This is a genomic window from Bradyrhizobium dasycarpum, from assembly GCF_042019905.1.
GTDB lineage: Bacteria > Pseudomonadota > Alphaproteobacteria > Rhizobiales > Xanthobacteraceae > Bradyrhizobium > Bradyrhizobium japonicum_B.
Genome location: NZ_CP169574.1, coordinates 2,210,997 through 2,228,944, shown reverse-complemented (window position 1 = coordinate 2,228,944; position 17,948 = coordinate 2,210,997). Strand labels below are relative to the sequence as shown.

Annotated in this window: 15 protein-coding genes and 3 pseudogenes; 13 read left to right on the top strand and 5 right to left on the bottom strand. The window is 65.3% G+C overall.

The features are described from left to right. Positions 1-50: 50 nt before the first annotated feature. Both ACETMP_RS11040 and ACETMP_RS11035 read right to left on the bottom strand, forming a co-directional pair. Complete coding sequence (locus ACETMP_RS11040) at positions 51-356, bottom strand: hypothetical protein (RefSeq protein ID WP_375160958.1); 306 nt, start codon at positions 354-356, stop codon at positions 51-53. Positions 357-428: 72 nt separating this feature from the next. Continuing rightward, a complete protein-coding gene (locus ACETMP_RS11035; protein ID WP_375160957.1) occupies positions 429-602 on the bottom strand; it encodes a hypothetical protein in 174 nt (57 codons plus the stop codon). A gap of 41 nt (positions 603-643) precedes the next feature. On the opposite strand from ACETMP_RS11035, the gene cysS reads away from it, so the two are divergent. From cysS to ACETMP_RS11015, 4 genes are all read left to right on the top strand, one after another. Further along, on the top strand, positions 644-2,026 hold the full coding sequence (cysS, locus tag ACETMP_RS11030) for a cysteine--tRNA ligase (RefSeq protein ID WP_375160956.1): 1,383 nt from the start codon (positions 644-646) through the stop codon (positions 2,024-2,026). Between the two features lie 115 nt (positions 2,027-2,141). Next, on the top strand, positions 2,142-2,633 hold the full coding sequence (locus ACETMP_RS11025; protein ID WP_375160955.1) for a GNAT family N-acetyltransferase: 492 nt from the start codon (positions 2,142-2,144) through the stop codon (positions 2,631-2,633). A gap of 175 nt (positions 2,634-2,808) precedes the next feature. Beyond that, the gene (gene cimA, locus ACETMP_RS11020; protein ID WP_375160954.1) at positions 2,809-4,416 is read left to right on the top strand and encodes a citramalate synthase; all 1,608 of its coding nucleotides are present in this window, start codon (positions 2,809-2,811) and stop codon (positions 4,414-4,416) included. 98 nt (positions 4,417-4,514) lie between these two features. Beyond that, positions 4,515-4,892: a VOC family protein gene (locus ACETMP_RS11015; RefSeq protein WP_375160953.1), complete on the top strand. Its 378-nt coding sequence runs from the start codon at positions 4,515-4,517 to the stop codon at positions 4,890-4,892. Positions 4,893-4,900: 8 nt separating this feature from the next. On the opposite strand, the pseudogene ACETMP_RS11010 reads toward ACETMP_RS11015, so the two are convergent. Further along, positions 4,901-5,507: pseudogene (locus tag ACETMP_RS11010) on the bottom strand (TIGR00730 family Rossman fold protein). A gap of 201 nt (positions 5,508-5,708) precedes the next feature. Here ACETMP_RS11010 and ACETMP_RS11005 point away from each other — a divergent pair. From ACETMP_RS11005 to ACETMP_RS10990, 4 genes and pseudogenes are all read left to right on the top strand, one after another. Continuing rightward, positions 5,709-7,657: pseudogene (locus tag ACETMP_RS11005) on the top strand (ABCB family ABC transporter ATP-binding protein/permease). Positions 7,658-7,726: 69 nt separating this feature from the next. Continuing rightward, the gene (locus tag ACETMP_RS11000) at positions 7,727-8,431 is read left to right on the top strand and encodes a phosphatidylserine decarboxylase (protein ID WP_375161885.1); all 705 of its coding nucleotides are present in this window, start codon (positions 7,727-7,729) and stop codon (positions 8,429-8,431) included. Positions 8,432-8,516: 85 nt separating this feature from the next. Continuing rightward, a complete protein-coding gene (locus ACETMP_RS10995) occupies positions 8,517-9,398 on the top strand; it encodes a CDP-alcohol phosphatidyltransferase family protein (RefSeq protein ID WP_375160952.1) in 882 nt (293 codons plus the stop codon). Between the two features lie 120 nt (positions 9,399-9,518). Then, on the top strand, positions 9,519-10,238 hold the full coding sequence (locus ACETMP_RS10990) for an RraA family protein (RefSeq protein WP_257177773.1): 720 nt from the start codon (positions 9,519-9,521) through the stop codon (positions 10,236-10,238). Positions 10,239-10,240: 2 nt separating this feature from the next. On the opposite strand, the gene ACETMP_RS10985 is transcribed toward ACETMP_RS10990, so the two are convergent. Beyond that, the gene (locus tag ACETMP_RS10985) at positions 10,241-10,534 is read right to left on the bottom strand and encodes a hypothetical protein (protein ID WP_375160951.1); all 294 of its coding nucleotides are present in this window, start codon (positions 10,532-10,534) and stop codon (positions 10,241-10,243) included. 125 nt (positions 10,535-10,659) lie between these two features. Continuing rightward, the gene (plsY, locus tag ACETMP_RS10980; protein ID WP_375160950.1) at positions 10,660-11,340 is read right to left on the bottom strand and encodes a glycerol-3-phosphate 1-O-acyltransferase PlsY; all 681 of its coding nucleotides are present in this window, start codon (positions 11,338-11,340) and stop codon (positions 10,660-10,662) included. A gap of 298 nt (positions 11,341-11,638) precedes the next feature. Between plsY and ACETMP_RS10975 the strand changes: the two genes are divergently transcribed. From ACETMP_RS10975 to ACETMP_RS10955, 5 genes and pseudogenes are all read left to right on the top strand, one after another. Then, positions 11,639-12,433, top strand: coding sequence for a motility protein A (locus ACETMP_RS10975; protein ID WP_375160949.1), 795 nt, complete (start codon positions 11,639-11,641; stop codon positions 12,431-12,433). A gap of 3 nt (positions 12,434-12,436) precedes the next feature. Next, on the top strand, positions 12,437-13,267 hold the full coding sequence (locus tag ACETMP_RS10970) for a flagellar motor protein MotB (protein ID WP_375160948.1): 831 nt from the start codon (positions 12,437-12,439) through the stop codon (positions 13,265-13,267). A 220-nt stretch (positions 13,268-13,487) separates the two neighbouring features. After that, positions 13,488-15,387 (top strand): annotated as a pseudogene (locus ACETMP_RS10965) (potassium transporter Kup). Between the two features lie 139 nt (positions 15,388-15,526). Next, positions 15,527-17,455 (top strand): potassium transporter Kup, encoded by a 1,929-nt coding sequence (locus ACETMP_RS10960; protein WP_375160947.1) that lies wholly within the window; start codon positions 15,527-15,529, stop codon positions 17,453-17,455. Positions 17,456-17,613: 158 nt separating this feature from the next. After that, on the top strand, positions 17,614-17,940 hold the full coding sequence (locus tag ACETMP_RS10955; RefSeq protein ID WP_028135683.1) for a rhodanese-like domain-containing protein: 327 nt from the start codon (positions 17,614-17,616) through the stop codon (positions 17,938-17,940). The last annotated feature ends 8 nt before the right edge of the window (positions 17,941-17,948 follow it).

Sequence of the window (17,948 nt, the reverse complement as noted above, 5' to 3'; positions counted from 1 at the left end):
GTTTCCAGGGGGCCAAGGACCGGCCTAAGCTGCGCCAGCTCCGAGCAAATTTAGCGCTGGCAGGTGATTGCGACATATTCGTCGCAATGGCCATGGGAGCAATTTGTGCCGGATTTGGGGACGGAGCCGGTAATTTCATCGGGATCGACCCGGCGATAGGCTGACGCCTGGGCAAAATCTCGTGACTGGCAATAGGTGCGCGCGGCGGAGGCGCCGCATTTGTCACCCCTGGCCAGGCACTGGTCGACGCCGTAACCGCTGGCCTGGTTGGCGATGATGAAGACGCGGGTCTCGGCGCAGGCGCTGGTTGCGGCGAAGACGAAGGCGCTGGAAATGAGCGCGGGCAAGAATCGCATGAAAAGGCACCGGGGCAAAAAGGGAACTGCCGGTTCCAGAATGGGCTCAAATGGTTAGGGGATCGTGAACCCTCATAAGGGACGCGCCTTGCGGGCGACGAAACGGCGGCTGTCGCGGCTCTCTTGACGCAGGGGCGCCTGATGGCCCATATGTTCCGCATGAACGGTCTCCTCGCCATTTGCGCCATTTGCCGCGAGATTACGAGCTAGCGATTCGCTGGCTGGAGCCGTCTTTTTCTCAAACACGTTGAGAGCCTTGGACGCCCGGCCGCAAGGGATGGGTTGTCATGGAATTGCGCCTCTACGATACGCTGAGCCGGGACAAGCGCGCCTTCGTGCCGCTCGATGCCAGCAACGTCCGCATGTATGTGTGCGGGCCGACCGTCTATGACTTCGCCCATATCGGCAATGCGCGGCCGGTGATCGTGTTCGACGTGCTGTTCCGGCTGCTGCGCCACGCTTTCGGCGAGGCGCACGTCAAGTATGTCCGCAACATCACCGACGTCGACGACAAGATCAACGACCGCGCCGCGCGCGATTTTCCCGGCCTGCCGCTGAACGAGGCGATCCGCAAGGTGACGGAGGAGACGGGCCGGCAGTTTCATGCCGATGTCGACGCGCTGGGCTGCTTGCGGCCGAGCGTCGAGCCGCGCGCGACCGAGCATATCGCCGAGATGCGCGAGATCATCGAGCGGCTCGTCAAGGGCGGCTTTGCGTATGTCGCCGAGGACCATGTGCTGTTCTCGCCGCAGGCGATGAACGCGGCCAATTCCTCGCTGCCGCGCTATGGCACGCTGTCGAAGCGGTCACTCGACGAGATGATCGCAGGTGCGCGCGTCGATGTCGCGCCCTACAAGCGTGATGCGACCGATTTCGTGCTGTGGAAGCCGTCCAAGCCCGGTGAGCCGTCATGGGCCTCGCCGGCCGGCATCAAGGCCGAGGGCCGTCCGGGCTGGCACATCGAGTGCTCGGCGATGGCCTGGAAGCATCTCGGCGAGCATTTCGACATTCATGGCGGCGGCATCGATCTCGTGTTTCCGCATCACGAGAACGAGGTCGCGCAGAGCTGCTGCGCCTTCCACCGCGAGCGCATGGCGAACTATTGGATGCACAACGGCTTCCTCCAGGTCGAGAGCGAGAAGATGTCGAAGTCGCTCGGCAACTTCATCACAATCCACGAGCTGCTCAAGGACTGGCCGGGCGAGGTGCTGCGCCTGAACATGCTCAAGACGCATTATCGTTCGCCGATCGACTGGACCATGAAGTCGCTGGAGGAGAGCGCCAAGACGCTCGACGATTGGTATCGCGTCGCGGCGGACGTCGAACCCGGCAAGCCGGCTGCGTCCGTCGTCGAGCCGCTGCTCGACGATCTCAACACGCCGCTGGCGATCGCGGCACTGCATGGTCTGCGCGGCGGAGACGTGAGTGCCCTGGCGGGCTCGCTGCGGCTGCTCGGCTTTCTGTCCGAGAGCGCTGCGCAGTGGGAAGGCCGCAAGCAGCAGGCAAGCGGCGTCGATGCCGGGCAGGTCGAGCGCCTGATCGCGGAGCGGACCGCGGCCCGTAGCCGCAAGGACTTTAGGGAATCCGACCGCATTCGTGATGTGCTCGCCGCGATGGGCGTTGCGATCAAGGACTCCAAGGAAGGAACGACGTGGGAGATTGCGCGATGAAGCGGCCCGACACGCCTTTCCCGCGGCACTGGATCTATTACATCGCGCTGAAGATCGCGCTGCTCGCGGGCGCCGTGGCGCTGGTGCTCAAGCTGTATGGGATGTGGTGAGGACGATGGGACAGACTTTGCCAAAGCCCGCACTTAGGCCGTTCCTGCCCGAGGACGTGCCGCTGCTCGCCGCGATCTTCGCCGCCAGCATCGAAGAGCTGACCGGCGAGGACTATGGCGAGGCGCAGCAGCAGGCCTGGATGGCGGTGGCGGAAAGTGAAGAGTTCGGCAAGCACCTCGCGGCCGACCTGACGCTGATCGCGACGATCGAAGGATCGCCGGTTGGTTTTGCCTCGCTGCGCGGCAACGACCACATCCGCATGCTCTATGTGCATCCGGCCGTCGCCGGGCACGGCATCGCCAGCATGCTGGTCGACGCGCTGGAGAAGCTTGCCGGCGGCCGCGGCGCGCAAAGCCTCACCGTCGACGCCAGCGACACCGCGCAGGGCTTCTTCGCCAACCGCGGCTACACCGCCCAGCAGCGCAACAGCGTCACCATCAACGACGAATGGCTCGCCAACACCACGATGAAGAAGACGCTCGGAGCTAAGGCATGAGCAAGGAGCGCCTTGGCCGCACGCGATCCTCTCTCCGCTCCCTCCCCTTGTGGGGGAGGGTTGGGGAGGGGGGTAGCCCCGCACTCGGACCACCCGTGTGGCACCCCCTCCCGACGATGCTGCGCGTCGTCGACCTCCCCCACAAGGGGGGAGGTAACAAGAACGGACGCTCGCGATGAATTCGGTCAAGAAAGAGCGCCTCTATCTGTTCGACACCACGCTGCGCGACGGCGCGCAGACCAACGGCGTCGACTTCACGCTGGCCGACAAGCAGGTCATCGCCGCCATGCTCGACGACCTCGGCATCGATTATGTCGAAGGCGGCTATCCCGGCGCCAATCCGCTCGACAGCGAGTTCTTTGCCAGCAAGCCCAAGTTCAATCATGCGCGCTTCACCGCGTTCGGCATGACGCGACGGGCCGGGCGCTCGGTCTCGAATGATCCCGGCGTGGCCGGCTTGTTGGAAGCCAAGGCGGATGCGATCTGCTTCGTGGCAAAAGCCTCGGCCTACCAGGTGCGCGTCGCGCTGGAGACGACGAAGGAAGAGAACCTCGCCTCGATCCGCGACAGCGTCGCAGCCACGAAGGCCGTGGGCCGCGAGGTCATGCTCGATTGCGAGCATTTCTTCGACGGCTACAAGGAAGATTCCGCTTTCGCGCTGGCCTGCGCGAAAGCCGCCTACGATGCCGGCGCGCGCTGGGTGGTGCTGTGCGATACCAACGGCGGCACCATGCCTGACGAGGTCGAGGCCATCGTCACCGAGGTGACGAAGCACATCCCCGGCGATCACGTCGGCATCCACGCCCATAACGACACCGAGCAGGCGGTGGCCAATTCGCTCGCCGCGGTGCGGGCCGGCGCGCGGCAGATCCAGGGCACGCTGAACGGCCTCGGCGAGCGCTGCGGCAATGCCAATCTCTGCTCGCTGATCCCGACGCTGAAGTTGAAGCAGGGTTTTGCCGATTCCTTCGAGATCGGCGTGACGACGGAGAAGCTGGCGACCCTCGTCAAGGTCTCGCGCACGCTCGACGACATGCTCAACCGCGTCCCGAACCGGCATGCTCCTTACGTCGGCGAGAGCGCCTTCGTCACCAAGACCGGCATTCATGCCTCGGCGGTGTTGAAGGACCCGCAGACCTACGAGCACGTGCTGCCGGAGACGGTGGGCAATCACCGCAAGGTGCTGGTCTCGGACCAGGCCGGACGGTCCAACGTCATCGCCGAGCTCGAGCGGGCCGGCATTCCCTACGAGAAGAGCGATCCGAAGCTGACGCGCCTCGTCGAGGAACTGAAGGAGCGCGAGGCGCAAGGCTACGCCTATGAGTCCGCCAACGCGTCGTTCGAGCTGCTGGCGCGTCGCACGCTCGGCAAGGTGCCGCACTATTTCGAGGTCGAGCAATTCGACGTCAATGTCGAGCAGCGCTACAACGCGCTCGGCGAGCGCGTCACCGTGGCGCTCGCGGTGGTGAAGGTCGACGTCGCCGGCGAGCACCTGATCTCGGCAGCCGAGGGCAACGGCCCCGTCAACGCGCTCGACGTCGCCATGCGCAAGGACCTCGGCAAGTACCAGAAATACATCGAGGGCTTGAGGCTGATCGACTACCGGGTGCGTATCCTCAACGGCGGCACCGGCGCGGTCACGCGCGTGCTGATCGAGAGCGAGGACGAGAACGGCGACAGCTGGACCACGGTCGGGGTGTCCCCGAACATCATCGACGCCTCGTTCCAGGCGCTGATGGATTCGGTGATCTACAAGCTCGTGAAGTCGGGCGCGCCGGCGTAGAGTCCTGTCTCGTCATTCCGGGGCGGTCCGCCGGACCGAACCCGGAATCTCGAGATTCCGGATTCACGCTTCGCGTGCCCCGGAATGACGGGGGACCAATGATCGACCACATTTCCGTCGGCGTCAGCGATCTCGATCGCGCCGCCAGATTCTACGAGGCGACGCTCGCAGCGCTCGGCCTTGCGCGCCTCGTCACCCGGCCGCGGACGGTCGGCTTCGGCAAGGCCTATCCCGAGTTCTGGATCAATCTGCGCGAGAGCATGCCGCCTGTAGCCCGGGAAAGCGGCGTGCACATCTGCCTGCGGGCCAAGACGACGGACGAGGTCGATGCGTTTCATGCCGCGGCTCTCGCGGCGGGCGGGGCCTCGGACGGTGCGCCCGGCATCCGCCCGCACGATCGCGTGCGCTACTACGCGGCGTTCGTCGTCGATCCCGACGGCAACCGCATCGAGGCGGTGACGTTTCCGCAAGGGTAGCGGGCGGCCTACAGCCGGCGCGCCACGTCGGGCGCGAGATCGCGCTGGCTGTCCGGAATCTGCGCAGCAGCGGCGCGCAATCGTGGAACGATCTCCTCGACCTTGTCGGCCTTCAGGATATCGACGGTGAGACCGGCGCGGATGAACTCGGTTTGGCGCATGTGAGCCACCAGAGAGAACAGCGGCTCCCAGAAGCCATCGATATTGGCGAGCAGCACGGGCTTGGCGTGACGACCGAGCTGCTGCCAGGTCAATTGCTCGACCAGTTCCTCGAGGCGTGCCGAGGCCGCCGGGCAGGGCGACGAAGGCATCGGAGCGCTCGAACATCAGCCGCTTGCGCTCATGCATGTCGGGCGTGACGACCATCTCCTGCACGCGCGTCAGCGCGTTCTCGCGCATCCGCAGGAAGTCGGGGATGATGCCGGTGACGGTGCCGCCGTGATCGAGCACGGAGGTTGCGACCGCCCCCATCAGCCCGAGCGAGCCGCCGCCATAAACGAGGCGGATCTTGCTATCCGCCAGCGCCTTGCCGAGCGCCTTCGCCGCTTCGATGAAGTTGGGATTGGTTCCAGGGCCGGAGCCGCAATAGACACAGACGGTTTTGATCGTGCTCATTGGTGCCATGATGCATTGCAGCGAAGAGGCGTCAAGCCCAATCGGTGATTCGATACTCCCGGAAATCTACCGGTAAATGACGGCAAACAATCGAAGATTCGCCATTTGACGGGGTGCGCTGGCATCGGGAAGGCTCTATATGACAGGCGAAAATCGTTAATCTCGACGACGCCCGCATCCGGTGGGCTTTCAGGCTTCTTGATGGACCAACCTCAATCGTTCGACGGCGCCGACGTTCCTGCCGGCGGCCCGCCCGAGCAGGGGACGCTGATGGGCACGCTGGCGCATCTGTGGCCCTATATCTGGCCGGGCGACCGCTTCGACCTGAAGATGCGCGTGGTGTGGTCGCTGGTGCTGCTGCTTGCGGCCAAGCTGATCACGCTCGCGGTCCCCTTCAGCTTCAAATGGGCGACGGACGCGCTGACCGGCGCCAACTCGGCGCCGGTGCAGCCCGACAATTGGCAGCTCTGGGTGATCGCCTCGCCGTTGTTGCTGACGGTGAGCTACGGCGTGATGCGCATCCTGATGGCGCTGCTGACGCAATGGCGCGACGGCATCTTTGCGCGCGTCGCCATGCACGCGGTGCGCAAGCTCGCCACCATCACCTTCATCCACATGCACGAGCTGTCGCTGCGCTTCCACCTCGAGCGCAAGACCGGCGGCCTGACCCGCGTGCTCGAGCGCGGCCGCGAGGGCATCGAGGTCATCGTCCGCATGGTGATCCTGCAGCTGATCCCGACCATCGTCGAGGTCTCGCTGCTGATGGCCGTGCTGCTCTGGCAGTTCGACTGGCGCTACGTGGTCGCCACCCTGATCATGGTCGCGCTCTACATGTACTACACCTACATCGCGACCGAGTGGCGGATCGGCATCCGCCGCAAGATGAACGATTCCGACACCGAGGCGAACACCAAGGCGATCGACTCGCTGCTCAACTACGAGACCGTGAAATATTTCAGCGCCGAGGCGCTGGAGGCGCAGCGCTACGACAAATCGGTGGAGCGCTACGAGGAAGCCAGCGTCCGCACCTACACCTCGCTCGCGGTGCTCAACACCGGCCAGGCGGTGATCTTCACGCTGGGCCTGACCGCGACCATGCTGATGTGCGCGATCGGCGTGCGCAACGGCACCAACACCGTCGGCGATTTCGTGCTGGTCAACGCCATGATGATCCAGCTCTACCAGCCCCTGAACTTCATGGGCATGGTCTATCGCGAGATCAAGCAGGCGATCATCGACATCGAGAAGATGTTCGGCGTGCTCGGCCGCGAGGCCGAGATCAAGGACGCGCCCGATGCCAAGCCGCTGGTCGTCTCGGCCGGCACCGTGCGCTTCGAGGACGTGCGCTTCGCCTATGAGCCGACGCGTCCGATCCTCAAGGGTATCAGCTTCGAGGTGCCGGCCGGCAAGACCGTCGCCATCGTCGGCCCGTCGGGCGCAGGCAAGTCGACCATCTCACGCCTTCTGTTCCGCCTCTATGACGTCTCCGGCGGCAGGATCCTGATCGACGGCCAGGACATCCGCGCGGTGACGCAGGATTCGCTCCGCGCCTCGATCGGCATGGTGCCGCAGGATACCGTGCTGTTCAACGACACCATTCGCTACAACATCCGCTACGGTCGCTGGGACGCCAGCGATGCCGAGGTCGAGGAAGCGGCGCAACTGGCGCAGATCGACCGTTTCATCCGCATGGCGCCGAAGGGCTACGAGACCCAGGTCGGGGAGCGCGGGCTCAAACTGTCCGGCGGCGAGAAGCAGCGCGTCGCGATCGCGCGCACCGTCTTGAAGGCGCCGCCGATCCTGGTGCTGGACGAGGCCACCTCGGCGCTCGATACCCACACCGAGCACGAGATCCAGGGCGCGCTCGATCGCGTGGCGAAGAACCGCACCTCGCTGGTGATCGCGCATCGGCTCTCGACCATCGTCGGGGCCGACGAGATCATCGTGCTGGATCAGGGCCGCATCGCCGAGCGGGGCACCCACGCCAAGCTGCTCGCCCATGGCGGCCTCTATGCCAGCATGTGGAACAGGCAGCGCGAGGCCGAGGCGGCGCGCGAGAAGCTGGCGCAGATGGGCGACACCGCCGAGGCCCCCAACCGGGAGCCGCCCCGGTCGATGACGCCCTGACGACGCCTGCGGCGGCGGTGTGACCTTGTCTCCGGTCCCAACTCTGGCCTAAACAGGCCCGCGCGACCTGCGCCATTAACCCCGAGCGGCAGATAACGATGTCCATTCTCGATTCGATCCAGCGTCAGATCCCGCCGATCCACAAGGAGGGCTATCCCTTCATCGGCGGCTTTGCGCTGGTCAGCCTGATCCTGTTCTGGCTGTGGTCGCCTCTGGGCTGGATCGGCACGATCCTGACCGTGTGGTGCGCGCTGTTCTTCCGCGATCCCGTGCGTGTGACGCCGGTGCGCGAGGGGCTGGTGGTGTCGCCGGCCGACGGCCGCGTCTCGATGATCACCATGGCGCTGCCGCCGGCCGAGCTCGGGCTCGGCGACCGGCCGCTGCCGCGCATCTCGGTGTTCATGAGCGTGTTCAATTGCCACGTGAACCGCGCGCCGGTCGCGGGCCGGGTGGACCGCATCGCCTACCGCCCCGGCCTCTTCATCAATGCCGAGCTCGACAAGGCCAGCGAGGACAACGAGCGCAACTCGCTGGTCATCTCGACGCCGACGGCCCGCATCGGCGTGGTGCAGATCGCAGGCCTCGTCGCCAAGCGCATTGTCTGCTTCGTCCGCGAAGGCCAGGCGATCGGCGCCGGCGAGCGCTTCGGCCTGATCCGCTTCGGCTCGCGGCTCGACGTTTATCTGCCTGTGGGCACGAAGGCGCTGGTCTCGGAAGGGCAGACCGCCATCGCCGGCGAGACGATCCTGGCCGATCTTGCCGTCGACGACCCCGGCCGCGCCTACCGCGCCAATTAACCAATAGTCGGTCCACGCCAGCCTTCCGCCGCAATGGCGGAGGGGGCGCGGCTTGCTATATCTCGCCTCAAGGTGAGGACGAGCCATGACGCCCTATGACTTCAAGGATCCCGATACGCGCCGCCGGCGGTTCCGCCCGATTCCGGTGCGGATGCTGGTGCCCAACGTCATCACGCTGCTGGCGATCTGCGCCGGCCTGACCTCGATCCGGCTGTCGATCGAAGGGCGGATGTCGCTCGCCGTCTATGCCATCGTGTTCGCGGCCGCGCTCGACGGTATCGACGGGCGCATCGCGCGCATGATCAAGGGCCAGTCCAAGTTCGGCGCCGAGCTCGACAGCCTCGCCGATTTCGTCAATTTCGGCGTCGCGCCCGGTCTGATGCTGTATTTCTGGCAGCTGCACGAGCTCGGCAATGCCGGCTGGATCGCCGCCATGGTGTTCGCGATTTCCGGCGGCCTGCGCCTGGCGCGCTTCAACGCCACCATGGACGATCCCAACAAGCCGGCCTTCGCCGCCAATTTCTTCACCGGCGTGCCGGCGCCGGCCGGCGCGATCACCGTGCTGCTGCCGATCTACGTCGCCTTCCTCGATCTCGGCCGCATGCCTGCGGCGGTGACGGCGGCCTACACGCTTCTGATCGCCTTCCTGATGGTGTCGCGCCTGCCGGTGTTCTCCGGCAAGACCAAGCGCATGCGCGTGCCGCCGGAGCTGGTGCTGCCGGCCTTCGTCGCGGTGGTCGTCTTCATCGCGCTGCTGATCGCCTATCCCTGGCACGTGCTGTCGATCGGCACGGTGCTCTATCTTCTCGCTTTGCCGCTCGGCTACAAATCCTATCGCGACCAGGCCCGCGCGATGGAGGCTGCTGCGCCTGCGGGAGACGAGGTCTCCTCGCCGCCCTCAGCGCCGACGCTGACGAATTTGTCGGAGCCGCCGCAGGACGACGACCGGCCCGGACGGCTGCACTGAGCAGCGACACACGGATATCTGCCATGAGGCCCCCCGAGTTGGGTTGAGCCCCGATCTCGGCTATATCGCCCTGTGACGGCGGCATCGCGTCAATCAGCCGCCAATCTGGGAGAGAACGCCGTGACCGATAAAGCGACCGGGCCGCTGCCCGCTTCCGTCCTCGAAGCGCTGGGCCGCTACGACACGCCGACGATCTGCAATGCCATGGAGATCGTGGCGCCCGAGCGCCGGCTGATCGGCTACACCACCAAGCAACTGGTCTGCCCGTTCCCCGATTTGCCGCCGATCGTCGGCTATGCCCGCACGGTTGCGATCCGCTCGGTGCTGAAATCCTCGCTTCCCGCCGAGGAGCAGTCGAAGCGCCGCATCGAATATTACGAATATGTCGGCACCGGCCATGGGCCGCGCATCTCCGTGATCCAGGACATCGACGGTCCCGACGTCGGCTACGGCGCGTTCTGGGGCGAGGTGCAGAGCAACGTGCACAAGGCGCTCGGCTGCCTCGGCGTCATCACCGACGGCTCGATCCGCGACATCCCGCAATGGGCGCCGGGCTTCCAGGCGCTGGCCGGATCGATCGGCCCGTCGCACGCCTGGGTCCATGCCGAGAGCTTTGGCGGCGAGGTTCGCGTCGCCGGCATGACCGTGAGGTCTGACGACTTGATCCATGCCGACCGGCACGGCGCCATCGTGATCCCGCTCGACGTCGCCGCAAAGCTGCCGGAGGCTGCCGAACTCTGCGGCCGCCGCGAGACGCCGATCCTGGAGATCGCCCGCAGTCCCGATTTCTCGCTGGAGAAGCTGAAAGCCGCGCTGAAGCGCTCGGCGGAGATCCACTGAGCCTATGGCGACGACGCCGGTCGCGAGCTGCCTTGTTCGGCCAGGAACAGGGCAGCTTGATCCGGCTCTCCCAGCACGGCGGCGGCACATCCGATCAGGGCGAAGCCGCCGGCGAAATCCCACAGAGTGATGTCGTCCGCGCTGTTGGGGCTGTGAAGCAATCGCGCCGCGAGCAGGGCGAAGGCCGCCTCGATAAAGAGCAGGGCGCTGAACGCCGGCAGGACCAGCTCCGGCTCGAGCAGATGGAGCGCCAGCACCGCCGGCAACGCGGTGAGAACACCGAATAGCGTCAACATTGCAGATCGCTCCCGCGATTTGGCCTGCGCAGGCTGCAGAATAGCAGATCATTGAGGGGCCCGCCCGTGGCGCAGGGCCGCAGTTCGCGTCGGGAACTCAGCTTCGACGGCGAGCGAGCAGTTCCTTAGGCTTCCGGCCGTGGTTCCGGACTGGATTGCCCGAACCGCGGCTCGGTCCCGGCCAGCAGGCGCTGAATGTTGGTGCGATGGCGCACGATCACGTAGATGCCACCGGCAAGCACCAGCAATCGATAGGGCAACGGTTGCTCGAGGACGCAGACGAGGGCGATCGCCGTCAGCGCAGCCAGCATCGAGCCGAGCGAGACGATGCGCGAGACAGCCAAGGCGGCAGCAAAAGCGATTGCAGCCCCGAGCCCGACTGGCCACGCCATCGCAAGCAGGACGCCGAGCCCTGTCGCCGCGGATTTGCCCCCCGTGAAGTTCAGCCAAATCGAAAGGGCGTGTCCCAGCAACGCGGCAAGTCCGGAAAGACAAACGGCCCAGTCGATCCAGTCTTGCAGATCGAGCGCGGCCGGCGGCGACCCCGATGGAAACGTGAAGACCCAGCCAAAGAACCAGCGGGCAAAGACGATTGCCGCGGCACCCTTGAGCACATCAACCAGAAGCACAGCCAGCGCGGGCCATTTTCCGAGGATGCGCAGCACATTCGTTGCGCCGGTCGATTTGGAGCCGTGCTTGCGAATGTCGATGCCCCTCAGCAGTTTCCCTGCGAGATAGCCGGTGGGCACAGAACCCAAGAGATAGGCGATGGCCAATCCAATCGCGCACGCCAGCCAGAAAATCATGGGAGACCCCTCGACGCTCCTGCGCCGGCCACAACGGCTGCGTGTTCATGAGTCCGCCGCCCGGAGGGCGAGGACATCATCGGCCGAGGGCGCTTTTATGGTTAGTGAAGTGTTGAGATCCCTGTCGGCAAGCGGCAAAGCCGGCATCCCCCAAGCGCACTGTACCGGTCCGGCGTGCTGGCTCAACTTAACCTTTACGCGGCTTTAAGGGCGGCGCTCTAGGGTTTGCGATGCGGTTCGGGGTTGGGCCGCACCAGCGGCCAGGACGGCCGTTGTCGCGTACGCGTTGGAGTCGAGAATGGATATCGCAACACTCGTCGGGTTAGCCGCGGGCGCCGTGGTGGTGTCGACGCTGATCTTGATGGGCGGCAGCTTCGGGATGTTCTACGACATCCACGCCGTGATCGTCATCTTCGGCGGCTCCTTCGCCGCAACGATGATCCGCTTTCCATTGTCGGCGATGATCCACGGCGTGCCGCTCGGCGCGAAGTTTGCCTTCACTCTGAGCCGCCTTTCGGCCCACGACCTCGTCGACGAACTCGCCCGCATCGCCGAAATCGCCCGCAAGCAGGGCCCGGTCGGACTGGAAAAGGTCGAGACTGACGAGCCGTTCCTCGCCAAGGGCATCCGCTATGTCGCCGACGGCTACGACCTCGATTTCATTCGCGACAATCTGGAGCGCGACCGCGACAACTTTCTGATGCACCTCGACGAAGGCAGCAAGATCTACCGCGCCGTCGGCGACTGCGCCCCGGCGTTCGGCATGATCGGCACGCTGCTCGGCATGGTGCAGATGTTCTCCAACATGTCGGATCCTTCCAAGCTCGGTCCGTTCATGGCCACCGCGCTGCTGGCGACCCTGTACGGCGCCGTTGTCGCCAACCTGGTCTGCTTGCCGATTGCCGACAAGCTGCACGGCAAGCTGCTGGACGAAGAGACCAACCGCACCCTGATCATCGATGGCATCCTGATGATCCGCGACTCCAAGAGCCCGACCCTGGTGCGGGAAATGCTGCTGGCCTATCTGCCGGAGAAGCATCGTAACACCGAGGGAGAGCCGGTGCCGGCCTCAAGGCCGCTGCCTGGAATTTGAGAGATGGCCAAGAAGAAGCGCGGCAATGCTCACGGCGGCGGCCACGGCTGGTTCGTGACCTTTGCCGACCTGATGGCGCTGCTGCTGGCGTTCTTCGTGATGCTGGTCGCGTTCTCCACACAGGATGCCAACAAACTGAAGATCGTCGCGGGCTCGATGCGCGAGGCGTTCGGCGTGCAGAGCGAAGCGCGCTACTCCGGCATCGTCGAATCGGACGGCCTGCCGACGCGCCCGCGGCTCAAGAACGTCGACCACATCCAGCCGGAAGATGCGTCCAACACGCCGACGCCGGATCAGGAAGACCGCGAGAAGACTTCCGGCGCAAAGATCAAGGTCGACCGCAATTTCGCGCTGGCGGCGGCCTCGCTGCGCCAGGCGTTGCAGGACATGCCGGAGCTGACCGAGATGTCCAAGCACATCATGTTCGAGGAGACCAAGCAGGGCCTGAACCTCGAGATCGTCGACCAGGACGGCCGCTCAATGTTCGCCGACGGCTCCAAGGTGCCCTATGACCGCACCCGCCGCCTGGTCGAGAAGCTCGCAATTCCGCTCAAGGCCACGCCGCTCCGCGTCTCCATCGCCGGGCACACCGCGGCCGGCTTCGTGCCGAACCGCAGCGATTACGGCGCCTTCGATCTGTCGGCCGACCGCGCCAATGCCGTGCGTCAGATTCTCGAACGCGAGGGCCTGCCGCCGTCGCACATCTTCGCCGTCTCGGGCAAGGCGGACACCCAGCCACTGTTTCCGGACGATCCTTCGCTCGCAGCCAACCGACGCGTGACCATCACCCTGATGCGCGAGGATCCGCCGCTGCCGCCGAATCTGAGGCCGTGACCGAGCACGGTGAGCGTCGGCTTCCGACGCGATCATGCCCGGGGATGACTCTTTTGCGCTACCATGTTACCTGAGGCATGTCGTCGCGCTGTGACGAGCGTGGCTGCGGCGTCACAGCATCCGGCTCGGCGCCTGCTATGGTGGTGTGCCGATTGACAGGCGCACCGGAAGCGTCAAAAGGCGCCGGATCAATTCCAGGGAAGAAGCGTTCTCCACCCTCATGACGGCGAGCATCACACAGGCCGAGACCCAGGAAGGGCCGGTCAGATCAGGTTTTTGGGCCCTTACGCTCGGGAGCATCGGCGTCGTCTTCGGCGATATCGGCACCTCGCCGCTCTACGCATTTCACGAGGCGGTCAAGGGCGCGGCCCATGGCGAGCCGGTGTCACGGGTCATCGTGCTCGGTGTGCTCTCGCTGATCCTGTGGGCCCTCTTGATCGTCGTCACCGCCAAATACGTCCTGCTGCTGCTGCGTGCCGACAACAACGGGGAGGGCGGCACGCTCTCGCTGATGGCGCTCGGTCAACGCGCGCTCGGGCGGCGAAGCTGGGTTTTGATGGCGCTCGGTGTGGTGGGCGCCTCCATGTTCATCGGCGATTCCATGATCACGCCGGCGATCTCGGTGCTCTCGGCGGTGCAGGGCCTCAAGCTCGCGACCCCCGCGCTCGAGCACTATGTCGTGCCGCTCACCGTCCTCATCCTGGTGCTGCTGTTCGCTGTCCAGAGCAAGGGGACCGCCTTGGTCGCATCGGCCTTCGGGCCTGTGATGGTGGTCTGGTTTGCCGTGATCGCGGTGATGGGGGCCGTGCACATCGCCGACGACCCCACCGTGCTTGCGGCAATCAATCCCTATTACGCGGTGCAGTTCGTGCTGTCGCACGGCGTTATCGGCCTCGTGACGCTCGGCGCCGTGTTCCTGGCGGTGACGGGCGGCGAGGCGCTTTATGCCGATCTCGGCCATTTCGGGCGCAAGCCGATCCAGTCGGCGTGGATGTTCTTCGTGCTGCCCGCGCTCCTGATCAATTATTTCGGGCAGGGTGCGCTGGTGCTGTCCGATCCCAGCGCGATCGAGCACTCCTTCTATCGTATGGTGCCCGAGAGCCTGGTGCTGCCGCTGGTCGGACTCGCGACAGCCGCAACCGTGATCGCGAGCCAGGCGGTGATCACCGGCGCCTATTCGCTGGTCCACCAGGCCGTGCAACTCGGGCTCCTGCCGCGTTTCGAGGTGCGTTACACCTCCGAATCCCATGCCGGCCAGATTTATCTGCCGCGCGTCAACCGCCTGCTGCTGATCGGCGTGATGCTGCTGGTGTTGCTGTTCCACACTCCCAGCAATCTGGCCTCGGCCTACGGTATTGCCGTCTCCACCACCATGGTCGCCGATGGCATCATGGGCTTCGTCGTGATTTGGAAGCTGTGGAACTGGCGCGCGGCGACGGCCGCGGCCGTGATCGTCCCCTTCGTCATCGTCGATCTCAGCTTCTTCAGCGCCAACCTGCTCAAGTTGCTCGAAGGTGCCTGGGTGCCGCTGCTGTTCGGCATCGTCATGGCGGGGACGATCTGGACCTGGCGCAAGGGCTCCGGAATTTTGATCCAGAAGACGCGACGGATCGAGGTGCCGTTGGACGATTTGATCCGCAGCCTCGAGGAAGCGGCCCCCGCACATCGTCAAGGGTACCGCGGTGTTCCTGACCAGCGATCCCGCGTTCGTGCCGACCGCGCTGCTGCACAATCTCAAGCACAACAAGGTGCTGCACGAGCACAACGTGATCCTGACCATCGAGACCGCGCACACGCCGCGGGTCGATCTGGCGGAGCGATTCCGCATGGAGAAGATCAGCGACAAGTTCTCCAAGGTTCGTCTGCGCTTCGGCTTCATGGAGCAGCCGAACGTGCCCAAGGCGCTCGCGATCGCGCGCAAGCAGGGCTGGCAGTTCGACATCATGTCGACGTCGTTCTTCGTGTCACGACGATCGCTGAAAGCATCCGCGCAGTCGGGCATGCCGCTGTGGCAGGATCATCTGTTCATCGCGCTCAGCCGGTCCGCCAACGATGCCACCGACTATTTCCAGATCCCCACCGGTCGCGTGGTTGAGGTCGGAACCCAGGTCACCATCTAGAACGAAACTGCAGCAGCTATGCGAATTTGCATAGCTAAGGCCCGGAATCGGGCTAGGCCATGCCGGTAGCGCAGGACTATAAGCCGCGCGCTCTTCCGCCGTTGTGCAGTGAAGCATTTTAGAGGCCGCAGGCTCTCCCATGACAAGTGATGTAGCGATTTCCGCTCCGGAAACGGTGGCGGCCAATGGGCATGGCGATGCCCATACCACCGCCGGTTTCGGGGCGCTGACGCTCGGCAGCATCGGGGTGGTCTACGGCGATATCGGCACCAGTCCGCTCTACGCCTTCCGCGAGGCGGTGATGGCCGCGTCGGGCGCAGAGGGGCTGCCGACGCCGGCCGCGGTGCTTGGCGTGCTCTCCCTGATCCTGTGGGCGCTGATCGTCGTGGTGACGCTCAAATACGTCGTGATCCTGCTCCGGGCCGACAACAATGGCGAGGGCGGCACGCTGGCGCTGATGGCGCTGGCACAGCGCGCGGTCGGCACCGGCGGGGCGACCATCGTGCTGCTCGGCATCATCTCCGGCGCGCTGTTCTACGGCGACGCCGTGATCACGCCGGCGCTCTCGGTGCTGTCGGCGATCGAGGGCATGAAGGACGTCACGCTCAGGTTCGAGCCCTATATCGTACCGCTGACGGTGGTCATCCTGGTCTGCCTGTTCGCTGTGCAGTCGCGCGGCACCGCCCGCGTCGCCGCCTTCTTCGGCCCGATCATGTGCGTCTGGTTCGCCGTCATCGCGGCGGCGGCAATCCATCCGATCATCCAGCAGCCGCAGGTGCTGCTGGCTCTGAACCCGCTCTACGCCGTGTCCTTCATGCTCCACCACGGCATCATCGGTTTCGTGACTCTGGGCGCCGTGTTCCTGGCGGTCACCGGCGCGGAGGCGCTCTATGCCGATCTCGGCCATTTCGGCAAACGGCCGATCCAGACTGCCTGGCTGTCGATCGTGCTGCCCTCGCTGGCGCTGAACTATCTGGGGCAGGGGGCGCTCGTGCTCAGCGACCCCGGCGCGATCGTGAGCCCGTTCTTCCAGCTGTTCCCGCAAGGCTTCTTCCGCGGCTGCATGGTCGTGCTCGCCACCATGGCGACCGTCATCGCCAGCCAAGCGGTCATCACCGGCGCCTATTCGCTGACGCGCCAGGCGATCCAGCTCGGCCTGCTGCCGCGCTTCGAGATTCGCCATACATCTGAAGCCCATTCCGGCCAGATCTTCATCCCCCGCATCAACCAGCTGCTGCTGGTCGCGGTGGTGCTGCTGGTGCTGCTGTTCCGTTCCTCGAGCGCGCTGGCGTCGGCCTACGGCATCTCCGTCACCGGGACCATGGTGGTCACGGCGATGATGGGCTTCGTCGTGGTCTGGAAGGGCTGGCGCTGGAAGCCGCTGGCGGCCGCGGCGCTGATCGCCCCGTTCCTGCTCCTCGATCTGACCTTCCTGAGCGCGAACCTGCTCAAGGTGCTCGAAGGCGGCTGGGTGCCGCTGGCGCTCGGCGCGCTCATGATCATCGTGATGTACACGTGGCGGCGCGGGAGCCGGCTCCTGTTCGAGAAGTCGCGTAAGCTCGAGTTCCCGCTCGCCGAGCTCGTCGCCATGCTGGAGAAGCGGCCGCCGCAGCGCGTGCCGGGCACCGCCGTGTTCCTGACCTCGGACCCCCTGAGCGCGCCGACGGCGCTGATGCACAGCCTGAAGCACTACAAGGTGCTGCACGAGAAGAACGTCATTCTCACCATCGAGACGGCGCAGACCCCGCGCATCGATCCGTCCGAGCGGGTCAGGCTGGAGCAGATCTCGCCGACCTTCTCCAAGGTGACGCTCAGGTTCGGCTTCATGGAATCGCCCAACGTGCCCAAGGCGCTGGCGATCGCCCGCAAGCTCGGCTGGCAGTTCGACATCATGTCGACCTCGTTCTTCCTGTCGCGAAGGGCGCTGAAGCCCGCCGCCCATTCGGGCATGCCGCGCTGGCAGGACCGGCTGTTCATCTCGCTCAGCCGCTCCGCCAACGACGCCACGGACTATTTCCAGATCCCGAGCGGCCGCGTGGTCGAGGTCGGCACCCAGGTGGCGATCTAGCCAGGCAAATCAAGCGCGCACTTCAAGTCGCTGCGATTTAGCTTTAACTTGCGCCGCGCGGCTCAAGCCTTTGTAGCGCTTGATTTTCGTCTCCCGAGAGGCGAGGTTGCCGGCGGCCGGGACGCCCCGGCCTGCGGCTCGCGATGTTGGAGGATGATGTGGCAAACCAGGTGCAGGATCTGACCCCGGACGAGGTCTCCAAAGGTGTCGCGGAAGGACGCTATCTGCTGGTCGACGTTCGCGAGCCGAATGAGGTCCAGGCCGAGGCCTATCCTTACGGCGTCGTCGTTCCGCTCTCGACCTTCGATCCCAAGGCGATTCCCGATCCCCAGGGCAAGCAGGTCGTGTTCGCCTGCCGCTCGGGCAAACGCTCGGTGACGGCCTCGCTTGCGGCGCAGGCGGCGGGCCTGCCTTACGACAAGCATCTGGCCGGCGGCATGCTGGGCTGGAAGGCGGCCGGCCTTCCCAGCAAGGCCGGCGGCTGACCTCACCC

Bases quoted from the DNA above. Each gene is read 5' to 3' on its own strand.
- ACETMP_RS11040 (WP_375160958.1), bottom strand. From the start codon at position 356: ATGCGATTCTTGCCCGCGCTCATTTCCAGCGCCTTCGTCTTCGCCGCA.
- cysS (WP_375160956.1), top strand. From the start codon at position 644: ATGGAATTGCGCCTCTACGATACGCTGAGCCGGGACAAGCGCGCCTTC.
- ACETMP_RS11025 (WP_375160955.1), top strand. From the start codon at position 2,142: ATGGGACAGACTTTGCCAAAGCCCGCACTTAGGCCGTTCCTGCCCGAG.
- cimA (WP_375160954.1), top strand. From the start codon at position 2,809: ATGAATTCGGTCAAGAAAGAGCGCCTCTATCTGTTCGACACCACGCTG.
- ACETMP_RS11015 (WP_375160953.1), top strand. From the start codon at position 4,515: ATGATCGACCACATTTCCGTCGGCGTCAGCGATCTCGATCGCGCCGCC.
- ACETMP_RS10995 (WP_375160952.1), top strand. From the start codon at position 8,517: ATGACGCCCTATGACTTCAAGGATCCCGATACGCGCCGCCGGCGGTTC.
- ACETMP_RS10985 (WP_375160951.1), bottom strand. From the start codon at position 10,534: ATGTTGACGCTATTCGGTGTTCTCACCGCGTTGCCGGCGGTGCTGGCG.
- plsY (WP_375160950.1), bottom strand. From the start codon at position 11,340: ATGATTTTCTGGCTGGCGTGCGCGATTGGATTGGCCATCGCCTATCTC.
- ACETMP_RS10975 (WP_375160949.1), top strand. From the start codon at position 11,639: ATGGATATCGCAACACTCGTCGGGTTAGCCGCGGGCGCCGTGGTGGTG.
- ACETMP_RS10970 (WP_375160948.1), top strand. From the start codon at position 12,437: ATGGCCAAGAAGAAGCGCGGCAATGCTCACGGCGGCGGCCACGGCTGG.
- ACETMP_RS10960 (WP_375160947.1), top strand. From the start codon at position 15,527: ATGACAAGTGATGTAGCGATTTCCGCTCCGGAAACGGTGGCGGCCAAT.